Origin of the sequence: Pseudomonas sp. R3-18-08 (assembly GCF_003852065.1) — a bacterium.
Lineage (GTDB): Bacteria > Pseudomonadota > Gammaproteobacteria > Pseudomonadales > Pseudomonadaceae > Aquipseudomonas.
The window spans coordinates 820,666-834,304 of record NZ_CP027729.1 but is presented as its reverse complement, the minus strand read 5'-3'; the positions used below and the strand labels follow the sequence as shown (position 1 = coordinate 834,304).

Sequence of the window (13,639 nt, the reverse complement as noted above, 5' to 3'; positions counted from 1 at the left end):
TTTAAGGGCCTCATCGGGGGCAAGCCCCCTCCCACCTTCTGATGTGTGAATACAGTCAAATGTGGGAGGGGGCTTGCCCCCGATAGCCGCGCCTCGGTCTATTTGCCGAGTGGAATCTTGGGCGCCCAGGTCAGCCACTCATCCTCGAACTTGTCGAACAGTGCAAAGGTCTGCTGCGGCCGTGCCGGGTTGCCCATGCGCTCGCCTTCAGGCGTGGCAAAGGCGATACCGCCGGCAACCAACGTCTCCAGGGACTCGGTGCGCACCGTCGCGCCCTTGAACAAGCCGAAGTCGAGCCCGAAGCCGCTGGTGTTCCAGAAGCGACTGCCACTGCGTACCAACGGCGCGTATTTGGGCTCGATCAGGATGTGCACCAGGACACGGTCGGCGGTCTGTCCCAGCTCATAGCCGGCAACTTTGCCCACGGTGACTTCACGGTAGGTGACGGGCACGCCTTCCTTGAGCGAACCACGGCGTGCGGCGCTGAGTGTCAGGCTCAGGCCGGCCTCCTGACGGGCGGTTTCAGGCGGTTGCGCAAGGGCGACAAAGCTCTTCTGCGGGCCGGCGTTTTTCGCGGCCGGTTGTACTTCGATGTATTGACCGGTGACCAGTGTTTCCAGATTTGCCGTCTTCATCAGGCCCAATTCAGGCTTGACCACCCAGAACTGGCTGCCAACCCGCGCAATGCGGTCCGCAACCTGGGTGATACGCGCCTTGAGCAGCACCGATTGCATGTCGGCACTCAGGTCCACGCTCTCGAGCTTGCCCACTTCCAGGCCTTTGAAGCGCACAGGCGTGCCTGGGCGCAAGCCGTCGGCGCGATCGACCTTGATGGTAACCAGGGTGCCATGTTGATTGGCAGCGTCACGATCGGCAAACAAGCGGAAACGGGGGATGCGTCGTTTCAGCGGCACATTCGGTTCCGGCGTTTCGAAGGCGATGCCGCCGGCCATCAGGCTGGCCAGGGATTCACTTTTCACCTGGATACCGCCGGTAAGCCCACCGGTGAGGGTGACACCGCTGGCATTCCAGAAACGTGTCGAACCGTTGACCAGGCTTTCATACTCTTTCTCGATATGAACGCCGATCACCAATTGCTTTTTCTTGCGTGAAAACTGGTAGCTCTGTACCGAACCGACCTTGACCTGCTTGTACAGAATCGGGCTGCCGACATCCAGCGAGCCGAGGTTGTCGGTGAGCAACACCATGTGCAGGCCTGGGGAGCGCAGATCCAACGGTGGCGCCTTGGCGCGCGCCACGTATTCACGTTGTGGCGGGGTGCCTTTGTCGCCGGGGCGGATGGCGATGTAGTTACCTTTGACCAGGGCCTCCAGCCCGGTAATGCCGGCCAGGGAGATGGACGGCTTGACCACCCAGAATTGCGTGTCCTGAACCAGGTAGTCTTCGGCCAATGGGTCGAGAGTCAATTCAGCGCTGGCGCTGGTCAGGTCCGGGTCGATCTTCAGGGTTTTCAGGCTGCCGACCTGGATACCTTTGTACATCACGGGAGTGCGACCAGCCTGCAGGCCTTCGAAATCGGTGAGTTTGACCTTGACCTTGATGCCCGCGGCGGCGGCGTCGAAATCCTCGTACAAGCGAAAAGGCAGGCTCGGGTCGGTTGGCGGGCTGTCTTTGCGGTTTTCCGGGGTGGCGAAGGCAATACCACCGGCGACGATACTGGAGAGGGATTCACTGCGCACTTTCACACCGGACAGATTGGCGTCGATGCTGATGCCGCTGGCGTTCCAGAAACGCGTATGTTTGCGCACCAGGTTGGCGTAGGTCGGTTCGATATAAACCTTGATCTCGACAGTGCTCTGGTCTTCAGACAACAAGTAACTTTTGACCTGACCCACCTGGATCTGCTTGTAGAACACCGGGCTGCCACGGTTCAGCGAACCCAAGCGATCAGCCTTGAGGGTCAGGTGCAGGCCGGGCTTGGCGTCGGATAACGGCGGCTCCTCGGAAAGCGCCTTGAATTTGCGGGTGGGCTCACCATCCCCCGGGCTTGCGGCGATGTAGTTGCCCGAGACCAGGGTTTCCAGGCCGGTGATGCCGGCGAGGCTGACGCTGGGCTTGACCAGCCAGAAGCGGGTGTTGGTCTTGAGGTATTGTTCGACGTCCTTGTTCATCTCGATGGTGGCAATCACCCCGCGATTGCTGCCTTCGTCATCCAGCGCCAAGGCCTTGACCTTGCCCACCGTCATGCCTTTGTAGACCACTTCGGTCTTGTTGACTTGAATGCCTTCGCCGCTTTCAAAGCGGACCTGAATCTCGATACCTTGCTGGGAGTAGGCACGCCACCCCAGCCAGCCACCGATGATCAGGGCGATGAGGGGCAACACCCAGATGGCCGACCAGTTAGACGCAGGGCGGGTTTTAGCTTTAGGCAAATCACTCATGGTCGTCATCCGACTCCGTGTTATCCCAAATCAGTCGGGGATCGAAGGTTACTGCGGCAAACATCGTCAAGATCACCACACTGGCGAACGCTGCTGCGCCAAGATTGGCCTCGACACTGGCAAGCCGCCCAAAGTTTACGACCGCCACCAGAATGGCGATCACGAAGATATCCAGCATGGACCAGCGACCGATGAATTCGATAAAGCGGTACATGATAATGCGTTGTTGCGCAGACAGCGGTTGCCGGCGCTGCACCGAAAACAGCAGCAGGCCGATGCCCACAAGCTTGAACGTCGGCACCAGGATACTGGCGATGAACACCACAGCGGCAATCGGAAACATGCCGTGCTGTACCAGTTGGATCACACCGGACATGATGGTGCTGGGGTCGCCTTGGCCGAGAGAGTTGACGGTCATGATCGGCAGCAGGTTGGCCGGGATGTACAGGATCGCCGCAGTCACCAGCAGTGCCCAGGTGCGTATGAGGCTATTGGGACGACGCGGGTGGATCAGCGCACCGCAACGGGTGCAGAGTTGCTCATCGGCATCGGCTTGCTGCTTGTTCAACTCATGGCATTCGGTACAAATCAGAATGCCTGCATCAATTGCCCGCATGGTCATCCTCTCCTGACAGCGCTTGCCAGATCTGGTGGGGTGACATCACCACCTCGAGCAGAATCTGAACCATTAACAGACTTACAAAGCAGACCAGACCCAAGCCAAGCGTAATGGAGGCCATGTCAGCCAGCTTCACAAGTGCCACCAGTACGCCCATCAAGTAGACCTCCAGCATTCCCCAATCTTTCATATGGTGGTAGATGCGGTAGAACAGCAGTCCATAACTGCGACCGATGTTCCAGCGGATGCTGAGCAGCACAGCCAGCTGGCACAACAACTTGAGCAGGGGGATGCCCATGCTGCACAGGAAAACCACGACGGCAACGCCCTGCATACCGGTGTTGAACAGGCCGACTACGCCGGTCCACACGGTGTCCTCCGAGGACTGCCCGAGTAGATTGAGCTGCATGATGGGTAAAAAATTCGCGGGAATATACAGCAGCAGTGCTGCGAGCACCAAGGCGAGGCTGCGCTCGACGACATTGTGACGATGAGCGTAGAGCTCGTAACCGCAACGTGGGCATTCAGCCTTCTCACCGAGGGCGAGCGAGGGTTTGCGCATCAGCAGGTCGCACTCATGGCATGCCACCAAGTCGTCCAGGGGTAAGTCCGACACCTCAAGGGCATCAACCGGATCGGGCATAAATAGGGCTCGGGCTCTAAAAAAGGTTAGGTGCCTATTCTAGTGGTCTGGTTCAGAAATAACTGTGCAAATTTGTCGGAGGTAGTGAGGGAGTGTTGGCCCTTTTCGACCGCCCAAAACAAAACCCCACCTGCTTTCGCAAATGGGGTTTCGGAATTTAATCTTGACGATGACCTACTCTCACATGGGGAAACCCCACACTACCATCGGCGATGCATCGTTTCACTACTGAGTTCGGGATGGGATCAGGTGGTTCCAATGCTCTATGGTCGTCAAGAAATTCGGGTACTGAGTCGTGACCATGTGGCCTCGCTTCAGCAAATTGGGTATGCGATAGAATTCGGTGTTTTGTGAGCATCGAACTTTCGGTTCATTGCGTCTTCACACACCGCAATCTGATGCTCTTTCGAGTAGTCAAATTGCTTGGGTGTTATATGGTCAAGCCTCACGGGCAATTAGTATTGGTTAGCTCAACGCCTCACAGCGCTTACACACCCAACCTATCAACGTCGTAGTCTTCGACGGCCCTTCAGGGGACTCAAGGTCCCAGTGAGATCTCATCTTGAGGCTAGTTTCCCGCTTAGATGCTTTCAGCGGTTATCTATTCCGAACATAGCTACCCGGCAATGCCACTGGCGTGACAACCGGAACACCAGAGGTTCGTCCACTCCGGTCCTCTCGTACTAGGAGCAGCCCCTCTCAAATCTCAAACGTCCACGGCAGATAGGGACCGAACTGTCTCACGACGTTCTAAACCCAGCTCGCGTACCACTTTAAATGGCGAACAGCCATACCCTTGGGACCGGCTTCAGCCCCAGGATGTGATGAGCCGACATCGAGGTGCCAAACACCGCCGTCGATATGAACTCTTGGGCGGTATCAGCCTGTTATCCCCGGAGTACCTTTTATCCGTTGAGCGATGGCCCTTCCATACAGAACCACCGGATCACTAAGACCTACTTTCGTACCTGCTCGACGTGTCTGTCTCGCAGTCAAGCGCGCTTTTGCCTTTATACTCTACGACCGATTTCCGACCGGTCTGAGCGCACCTTCGTACTCCTCCGTTACTCTTTAGGAGGAGACCGCCCCAGTCAAACTACCCACCATACACTGTCCTCGATCCGGATAACGGACCTGAGTTAGAACCTCAAAGTTGCCAGGGTGGTATTTCAAGGTTGGCTCCACGCGAACTGGCGTCCACGCTTCAAAGCCTCCCACCTATCCTACACAAGCAAATTCAAAGTCCAGTGCAAAGCTATAGTAAAGGTTCACGGGGTCTTTCCGTCTAGCCGCGGATACACTGCATCTTCACAGCGATTTCAATTTCACTGAGTCTCGGGTGGAGACAGCGCCGCCATCGTTACGCCATTCGTGCAGGTCGGAACTTACCCGACAAGGAATTTCGCTACCTTAGGACCGTTATAGTTACGGCCGCCGTTTACCGGGGCTTCGATCAAGAGCTTCGCGTTAGCTAACCCCATCAATTAACCTTCCGGCACCGGGCAGGCGTCACACCCTATACGTCCACTTTCGTGTTTGCAGAGTGCTGTGTTTTTAATAAACAGTCGCAGCGGCCTGGTATCTTCGACCGGCATGAGCTTACGGAGCAAGTCCTTCACCCTCACCGGCGCACCTTCTCCCGAAGTTACGGTGCCATTTTGCCTAGTTCCTTCACCCGAGTTCTCTCAAGCGCCTTGGTATTCTCTACCCAACCACCTGTGTCGGTTTGGGGTACGGTTCCTGGTTACCTGAAGCTTAGAAGCTTTTCTTGGAAGCATGGCATCAACCACTTCGTCGTCTAAAAGACAACTCGTCATCAGCTCTCGGCCTTAGAATCCCGGATTTACCTAAGATTCCAGCCTACCACCTTAAACTTGGACAACCAACGCCAAGCTGGCCTAGCCTTCTCCGTCCCTCCATCGCAATAACCAGAAGTACAGGAATATTAACCTGTTTTCCATCGACTACGCTTTTCAGCCTCGCCTTAGGGACCGACTAACCCTGCGTCGATTAACGTTGCGCAGGAAACCTTGGTCTTTCGGCGTGGGTGTTTTTCACACCCATTGTCGTTACTCATGTCAGCATTCGCACTTCTGATACCTCCAGCAAGCTTCTCAACTCACCTTCACAGGCTTACAGAACGCTCCTCTACCGCATCACTTACGTGATACCCGTAGCTTCGGTGTATGGTTTGAGCCCCGTTACATCTTCCGCGCAGGCCGACTCGACTAGTGAGCTATTACGCTTTCTTTAAAGGGTGGCTGCTTCTAAGCCAACCTCCTAGCTGTCTAAGCCTTCCCACATCGTTTCCCACTTAACCATAACTTTGGGACCTTAGCTGACGGTCTGGGTTGTTTCCCTTTTCACGACGGACGTTAGCACCCGCCGTGTGTCTCCCATGCTCGGCACTTGTAGGTATTCGGAGTTTGCATCGGTTTGGTAAGTCGGGATGACCCCCTAGCCGAAACAGTGCTCTACCCCCTACAGTGATACATGAGGCGCTACCTAAATAGCTTTCGAGGAGAACCAGCTATCTCCGAGCTTGATTAGCCTTTCACTCCGATCCACAGGTCATCCGCTAACTTTTCAACGGTAGTCGGTTCGGTCCTCCAGTTAGTGTTACCCAACCTTCAACCTGCCCATGGATAGATCGCCCGGTTTCGGGTCTATTCCCAGCGACTAGACGCCCTATTAAGACTCGCTTTCGCTACGCCTCCCCTATTCGGTTAAGCTCGCCACTGAAAATAAGTCGCTGACCCATTATACAAAAGGTACGCAGTCACCTAACAAAGTAGGCTCCCACTGCTTGTACGCATACGGTTTCAGGATCTATTTCACTCCCCTCTCCGGGGTTCTTTTCGCCTTTCCCTCACGGTACTAGTTCACTATCGGTCAGTCAGTAGTATTTAGCCTTGGAGGATGGTCCCCCCATATTCAGACAAAGTTTCTCGTGCTCCGTCCTACTCGATTTCATGACTAAGAGATTTTCGCGTACAGGGCTATCACCCACTATGGCCGCACTTTCCAGAGCGTTCCGCTAATCTCAAAGCCACTTAAGGGCTAGTCCCCGTTCGCTCGCCACTACTAAGGGAATCTCGGTTGATTTCTTTTCCTCAGGGTACTTAGATGTTTCAGTTCCCCTGGTTCGCTCCATACACCTATGTATTCAGTGTAAGGTAACCATCTTATGATGGCTGGGTTCCCCCATTCAGACATCTCCGGATCAAAGTCTGTTTGCCGACTCCCCGAAGCTTTTCGCAGGCTACCACGTCTTTCATCGCCTCTGACTGCCAAGGCATCCACCGTATGCGCTTCTTCACTTGACCATATAACCCCAAGCAATCTGGTTATACTGTGAAGACAACATTCGCCGAAAATTCGATCATACTCAATTAAGAGCGACTCACAAATTTTACCTTAGCCTGAGCCGTTACCAGTGAAAGTAACGTTCAGTCTATCTTTCTATCACATACCCAAATTTTTAAAGAACGAACTAGTCAAAGACTAGAAATCAATATTCACAGCGGAATACTCATTTCTAAACTCTAACAGCAGAAACAGTTAATGGTGGAGCCAAACGGGATCGAACCGTTGACCTCCTGCGTGCAAGGCAGGCGCTCTCCCAGCTGAGCTATGGCCCCATAACAAAATTGGTGGGTCTGGGCAGATTCGAACTGCCGACCTCACCCTTATCAGGGGTGCGCTCTAACCAACTGAGCTACAGACCCAATTTCGAGCGCAACTGATTAGCTAAGAGCTATCAGCTTGGAGCTTAAAGCTGCTTCTATCGTCTTCTTCAATGAATCAAGCAATTCGTGTGGGAGCTCATGGAGCAGCTGATGTCGTCGATTAAGGAGGTGATCCAGCCGCAGGTTCCCCTACGGCTACCTTGTTACGACTTCACCCCAGTCATGAATCACACCGTGGTAACCGTCCTCCCGAAGGTTAGACTAGCTACTTCTGGTGCAACCCACTCCCATGGTGTGACGGGCGGTGTGTACAAGGCCCGGGAACGTATTCACCGCGACATTCTGATTCGCGATTACTAGCGATTCCGACTTCACGCAGTCGAGTTGCAGACTGCGATCCGGACTACGATCGGTTTTCTGGGATTAGCTCCACCTCGCGGCTTGGCAACCCTCTGTACCGACCATTGTAGCACGTGTGTAGCCCAGGCCGTAAGGGCCATGATGACTTGACGTCATCCCCACCTTCCTCCGGTTTGTCACCGGCAGTCTCCTTAGAGTGCCCACCATAACGTGCTGGTAACTAAGGACAAGGGTTGCGCTCGTTACGGGACTTAACCCAACATCTCACGACACGAGCTGACGACAGCCATGCAGCACCTGTCTCAATGTTCCCGAAGGCACCAATCCATCTCTGGAAAGTTCATTGGATGTCAAGGCCTGGTAAGGTTCTTCGCGTTGCTTCGAATTAAACCACATGCTCCACCGCTTGTGCGGGCCCCCGTCAATTCATTTGAGTTTTAACCTTGCGGCCGTACTCCCCAGGCGGTCAACTTAATGCGTTAGCTGCGCCACTAAGAGCTCAAGGCTCCCAACGGCTAGTTGACATCGTTTACGGCGTGGACTACCAGGGTATCTAATCCTGTTTGCTCCCCACGCTTTCGCACCTCAGTGTCAGTGTTGGTCCAGGTGGTCGCCTTCGCCACTGGTGTTCCTTCCTATATCTACGCATTTCACCGCTACACAGGAAATTCCACCACCCTCTACCACACTCTAGTCAGTCAGTTTTGAATGCAGTTCCCAGGTTGAGCCCGGGGATTTCACATCCAACTTAACAAACCACCTACGCGCGCTTTACGCCCAGTAATTCCGATTAACGCTTGCACCCTCTGTATTACCGCGGCTGCTGGCACAGAGTTAGCCGGTGCTTATTCTGTCGGTAACGTCAAAACAATCACGTATTAGGTAACTGCCCTTCCTCCCAACTTAAAGTGCTTTACAATCCGAAGACCTTCTTCACACACGCGGCATGGCTGGATCAGGCTTTCGCCCATTGTCCAATATTCCCCACTGCTGCCTCCCGTAGGAGTCTGGACCGTGTCTCAGTTCCAGTGTGACTGATCATCCTCTCAGACCAGTTACGGATCGTCGCCTTGGTGAGCCATTACCTCACCAACTAGCTAATCCGACCTAGGCTCATCTGATAGCGCAAGGCCCGAAGGTCCCCTGCTTTCTCCCGTAGGACGTATGCGGTATTAGCGTCCGTTTCCGAACGTTATCCCCCACTACCAGGCAGATTCCTAGGCATTACTCACCCGTCCGCCGCTCTCAAGAGAAGCAAGCTTCTCTCTACCGCTCGACTTGCATGTGTTAGGCCTGCCGCCAGCGTTCAATCTGAGCCATGATCAAACTCTTCAGTTCAAACATCTTTGGGTTTTTAAGAAACCCTAAACTTGGCTCAGCAATCGTTGGTTACATCTTTGATTTCTCGCGGAGTAACTTGCGATGCTGATAATCTTGTTGACTATCAGTCTGACTCCACAAGCACCCACACGAATTGCTTGATTCAGTTGTTAAAGAGCGGTTGGTTAAGAGCTATTCGTCTCAACCGAGGCGCGCATTCTACAGCAGCCTCATTTGCTGTCAAGCGGTTATTTTCAGAAGTTTTCGAAGAATTCTTCAACAACTTCAACCACTTGCGCTTGCGATCTCTCGTAAGCGGGAGGCGAATTCTACAGCGTTACGCGCTGCTGTCAACACCTCTTTTGCAACTTCCTTTTGGCTTCGATGGACTGAAGCAACCTGCTGCCGAAAACTACTTAACTCATTGTTTACCAAGGAGTTTTCCGTTTCGACTGCGCCGGAAGTGGGGCGAATTATAGGCGCCCAGAATCTGCCGTCAACCTTCTTTTTCACATTTCTGTCATATAGGTCAAAAAGCCCAGAAAACGCAAAGGCCGGCCCCAAGGGGCCGGCCTTCTATTCACCCAACCTTACAGGCTCGGGAAAGCGAACTGCGATGCTTCATGACTGGCCCGCTGCGGCCAACGCTGAGTGATCGCTTTGCGACGGGTATAGAACCGCACCCCATCCGGCCCATAGGCGTGCAGGTCGCCAAACAGCGAACGCTTCCAGCCACCGAAGCTGTGATAAGCCACCGGCACCGGCAGCGGAACGTTGACCCCCACCATGCCCACTTCGATTTCATCGCAGAACAGTCGCGCCGCCTCACCGTCACGGGTGAAGATGCAGGTACCGTTGCCGTACTCATGATCGTTGATCAGTTGCATCGCCGCTTCCAGGCTGTCCACCCGCACCACGCACAATACTGGCCCGAAGATCTCTTCTTTATAGATACGCATCTCGGGTGTCACGCGATCAAACAGGCTGCCACCGAGGAAGAACCCGTCTTCATGCCCGGCAACGCTCAAGCCGCGACCATCGACGACTAACTCGGCCCCCGCCGACACACCGTCTTCTATATAGCCACTGACCTTGTCCCGCGCCTGCCCCGTCACCAGCGGCCCCATGTCCAAGCCACAGGTGGTGCCCGCGCCGATCTTCAATGCCTTGACCTGCGGCACCAGCTTGGCGATCAACGCATCCGCCACCTGGTCCCCAACGCACACCGCCACCTGGTCCCCAACGCACACCGCCACCGAGATCGCCATGCAACGCTCGCCGCAGGAACCATATGCCGCGCCCATCAAGGCACTGACGGCGTTATCCAGATCCGCATCGGGCATCAGCACCGCGTGGTTCTTCGCCCCGCCCAGTGCCTGCACGCGCTTACCGCGTTTGGTCGCTTCGGCATAGATGTATTCGGCAATCGGCGTCGATCCTACAAAGCTAAGCGCCTTTACCTCGGGCGCCTCGATCAAAGCGTCCACTGCACCCTTGTCACCGTGTACTACGCTCAGCACGCCTTTAGGCAGACCCGCTTCCTGCAACAATTGCGCGATCAACAACGTTGAACTCGGGTCACGCTCCGACGGTTTGAGGATGAAACAGTTACCGCACACAATCGCCAGCGGATACATCCACAACGGCACCATCGCCGGGAAGTTGAACGGCGTAATCCCCGCCACCACGCCCAGCGGCTGAAAATCCGACCAGGCATCAATGTTCGGCCCCACGTTGCGGCTGTATTCGCCCTTGAGAATTTCCGGCGCCGAGCACGCGTACTCCACATTCTCGATGCCACGCTTCAACTCACCGGCGGCATCCTCCAGCGTCTTGCCGTGCTCTTCGCTGATCAACTGCGAAATACGCGCTTCGTTCTGTTCCAGCAACTGCTTGAAACGAAACATCACCTGCGCACGTTTGGCCGGCGGCGTATTACGCCAGGCCGGGAACGCCGCCTTGGCCGCGTCGATCGCCTGTTGAATGGTTTCGCGACTGGCCAACGGCACCTGGTGAATCACCTGGCCAGTAGACGGGTTGTACACGTCGGCACTGCGACCGCTGTCGTTGACCAACTCACCGTTGATCAGATGCTGGATAAGGCTCATGCAGGGCTCCTGAAAAGTTGTTCTATATAGAAGGAGAAATCAGTCGATCTTGTTCAACACTTCACCGACCGCATCGAACAGGCGATCCAAGTCCTGCGGCTTGCTGTTGAAGGTTGGCCCGAACTGCAGGGTGTCACCGCCGAAGCGCACATAGAAACCGGCTTTCCACAGCGCCATGCCGGCCTCGAACGGACGAACGATCGCATCTCCGTCGCGCGGGGCAATCTGGATGGCTCCGGCCAGGCCGTAGTTACGGATATCAACCACATTCTTGCTGCCCTTCAAGCCATGCAGCGCATTCTCAAAGTGCGGTGCGACTTCGGCTACGCTCTGCACGAGATTTTCCTTCTGCAGCAGGTCAAGTGCCGCGAGGCCGGCCGCGCAGGCCACCGGGTGCGCCGAATAGGTGTAGCCGTGGGGGAATTCCACCGCGTACTCGGGCGTCGCCTGGTTCATGAAGGTCTGATAGATCTCGCTGCTGGCAATCACCGCGCCCATGGGAATCGCGCCGTTGGTGACTTGCTTGGCGATGCACATCAGGTCCGGGGTCACGCCAAAACTGTCGGCGCCGAACATCGAACCTGTGCGGCCGAAACCGGTGATCACTTCGTCGAACACCAACAGGATGTTGTGCTGATCGCAGATTTCACGCAGGCGCTTGAGATACCCCTGTGGCGGCACCAGCACACCTGCAGAACCGGCCATGGGCTCGACGAACACCGCAGCAATGTTCGAAGCATCATGCAGCTCGATCAGCTTAAGCAACTCATCGGCCAACGCGATACCGCCCAGCTCCGGCATGCCACGGGAGAACGCATTGCTCGCCAGCAAGGTATGCGGCAGATGGTCAACGTCCATCATGGCCTGGCCGAACAGCTTACGGTTACCGTTGACGCCGCCAAGGCTGGTGCCGGCAATGTTCACCCCGTGGTACCCACGGGCGCGGCCGATCATTTTGGTCTTGGTGGCCTGGCCCTTCAGGCGCCAGTAGGCACGCACCATCTTCACCGCAGTGTCGGCGCACTCGGAGCCGGAGTCGGTGAAGAACACATGGTTGAGGTTGCCAGGGGTCAGGTCGGTAATCTTTTCCGCCAGTTGAAAGGACAGCGGATGACCGTATTGGAAGCCCGGTGAGTAGTCCAGGGTGCCCAACTGTTTGGCCACTGCTTCCTGGATCTCCTTGCGTGTATGCCCGGCGCCGCACGTCCACAGGCCCGACAGCGAGTCGTAGACCTTGCGCCCCTTGTCATCGGTCAACCAACTGCCCTCGGCGGCCACGATCAGGCGCGGATCACGCTGAAAATTGCGGTTGGCGGTGTAAGGCATCCAGTGAGCATCCAGCTTGAGTTGGCTGGCCAGGGACGATGGGGCGTTTTCCGGCATGTTCATCAGCAAAACCTCGCAAGGCAAAAGGCAGCGTCGGGATTGAAAAAGCGTTGTTGCAGCTAAATTGCCACGGGGATAAAGTCGGTGAAATTCAACTCTTCTAACCTTCAGTCAGGACTTCACTAAACTATGAGCCGTCGTCCCGACCCCCTGGCCCAGGTCAGCGACTTTGATATCCGTCTGCTGCGCATCTTTCGCAGCGTGGTGGAGTGCGGCGGGTTTTCCGCAGCGGAAACCGTACTGGGGATTGGGCGTTCGGCCATCAGCCAGCAAATGAGCGACCTGGAACAGCGCCTTGGGCTGAGGCTCTGTCAACGCGGCCGCGCGGGCTTCTCACTGACTGAAGAAGGCCGTGAGGTTTATCAGTCGGCCCTGCAACTGCTGAGTGCCCTGGAAAGTTTTCGCACCGAGGTCAACGGCCTGCACCAGCACTTGCGCGGGGAGCTGATCATCGGTCTCACCGACAACCTCGTCACCCTGCCCCATATGCGCATAACCCACGCCCTGGCGCAGTTGAAGGAGCGCGGCCCGGACGTGCAGATTCAGATCCGCATGATCGCCCCCAATGAAGTGGAGCAAGGTGTGCTCGATGGCCGTCTGCACGTCGGCGTGGTGCCCCAGGCCAGCGCGTTGTCCGGCCTGGAATACCAACGGCTGTACAGCGAGCGCTCGCTGCTCTATTGCGCGGTCGGCCATCCGCTGTTTTATGCCGACGACAAGCAACTGGACGACGCGCGGCTCGACAGCCAGGACGCCATCGCCCCGACCTTCCGCTTGCCCGCCGAGATTCAGGCCCACTACCAGGCGCTCAATTGCACGGCCAGTGCTTCGGACCGCGAAGGCATGGCATTCCTGATCCTCACCGGCCGTTATATCGGCTACCTGCCCGACCACTACGCCAGCCTGTGGGTACAACAAGGCCGACTCCGCGCGTTGAAATCGGCTACACGATTTTACGATTTAAGCCTGGCATCGGTCACACGCAAGGGCCGCCGCCCCCATTTGGTGCTGGAGAGTTTTCTGGAAAGCCTGGCAGCAACGCGCTAATTCGGGCCTCGCACAAAAAGCTGAGCAGGTGGACAGTTTTTTGCAAGGCACAAGGACCTTGAACC

The 13,639-nt window shown here is 55.9% G+C and carries 6 protein-coding genes, 2 tRNA genes and 3 rRNA genes; 1 reads left to right on the top strand and 10 read right to left on the bottom strand.

The genetic code is table 11. From position 1 onward, the window contains the following. Positions 1-98: 98 nt before the first annotated feature. From C4J92_RS03685 to C4J92_RS03635, 10 genes are all read right to left on the bottom strand, one after another. Positions 99-2,402: a PqiB family protein gene (locus tag C4J92_RS03685; RefSeq protein ID WP_124402996.1), complete on the bottom strand. Its 2,304-nt coding sequence runs from the start codon at positions 2,400-2,402 to the stop codon at positions 99-101. After that, a complete protein-coding gene (locus tag C4J92_RS03680; RefSeq protein WP_124361153.1) occupies positions 2,395-3,018 on the bottom strand; it encodes a paraquat-inducible protein A in 624 nt (207 codons plus the stop codon). The genes C4J92_RS03685 and C4J92_RS03680 overlap by 8 nt, the downstream gene beginning before the upstream one ends. Beyond that, a complete protein-coding gene (locus C4J92_RS03675; protein WP_124402995.1) occupies positions 3,005-3,664 on the bottom strand; it encodes a paraquat-inducible protein A in 660 nt (219 codons plus the stop codon). The genes C4J92_RS03680 and C4J92_RS03675 overlap by 14 nt, the downstream gene beginning before the upstream one ends. Before the next feature lie 161 nt (positions 3,665-3,825). Continuing rightward, positions 3,826-3,941: ribosomal RNA gene (gene rrf, locus C4J92_RS03670) — 5S ribosomal RNA — on the bottom strand. A 157-nt stretch (positions 3,942-4,098) separates the two neighbouring features. Beyond that, positions 4,099-6,990 (bottom strand): 23S ribosomal RNA (locus tag C4J92_RS03665). Between the two features lie 239 nt (positions 6,991-7,229). Then, positions 7,230-7,305 (bottom strand) — tRNA-Ala (locus tag C4J92_RS03660). A 10-nt stretch (positions 7,306-7,315) separates the two neighbouring features. Continuing rightward, positions 7,316-7,392, bottom strand: a tRNA-Ile gene (locus C4J92_RS03655). Between the two features lie 122 nt (positions 7,393-7,514). Next, a 16S ribosomal RNA gene (locus tag C4J92_RS03650) occupies positions 7,515-9,051 on the bottom strand. The 16S, 23S and 5S rRNA genes sit together here with 2 tRNA genes alongside, the layout of an rRNA operon. 572 nt (positions 9,052-9,623) lie before the next feature. Continuing rightward, positions 9,624-11,141 (bottom strand): CoA-acylating methylmalonate-semialdehyde dehydrogenase, encoded by a 1,518-nt coding sequence (locus tag C4J92_RS03640; RefSeq protein ID WP_124402994.1) that lies wholly within the window; start codon positions 11,139-11,141, stop codon positions 9,624-9,626. A gap of 39 nt (positions 11,142-11,180) precedes the next feature. Further along, the gene (locus C4J92_RS03635) at positions 11,181-12,530 is read right to left on the bottom strand and encodes an aspartate aminotransferase family protein (protein ID WP_124402993.1); all 1,350 of its coding nucleotides are present in this window, start codon (positions 12,528-12,530) and stop codon (positions 11,181-11,183) included. A 126-nt stretch (positions 12,531-12,656) separates the two neighbouring features. Between C4J92_RS03635 and C4J92_RS03630 the strand changes: the two genes are divergently transcribed. After that, complete coding sequence (locus tag C4J92_RS03630; protein WP_124402992.1) at positions 12,657-13,574, top strand: LysR family transcriptional regulator; 918 nt, start codon at positions 12,657-12,659, stop codon at positions 13,572-13,574. Positions 13,575-13,639: the final 65 nt, after the last annotated feature.

Excerpts from the sequence above, each read along its gene's own strand:
- C4J92_RS03685 (WP_124402996.1), bottom strand. The coding sequence starts at position 2,402 with ATGAGTGATTTGCCTAAAGCTAAAACCCGCCCTGCGTCTAACTGGTCG.
- C4J92_RS03680 (WP_124361153.1), bottom strand. The coding sequence starts at position 3,018 with ATGCGGGCAATTGATGCAGGCATTCTGATTTGTACCGAATGCCATGAG.
- C4J92_RS03675 (WP_124402995.1), bottom strand. The coding sequence starts at position 3,664 with ATGCCCGATCCGGTTGATGCCCTTGAGGTGTCGGACTTACCCCTGGAC.
- C4J92_RS03640 (WP_124402994.1), bottom strand. The coding sequence starts at position 11,141 with ATGAGCCTTATCCAGCATCTGATCAACGGTGAGTTGGTCAACGACAGC.
- C4J92_RS03635 (WP_124402993.1), bottom strand. The coding sequence starts at position 12,530 with ATGAACATGCCGGAAAACGCCCCATCGTCCCTGGCCAGCCAACTCAAG.
- C4J92_RS03630 (WP_124402992.1), top strand. The coding sequence starts at position 12,657 with ATGAGCCGTCGTCCCGACCCCCTGGCCCAGGTCAGCGACTTTGATATC.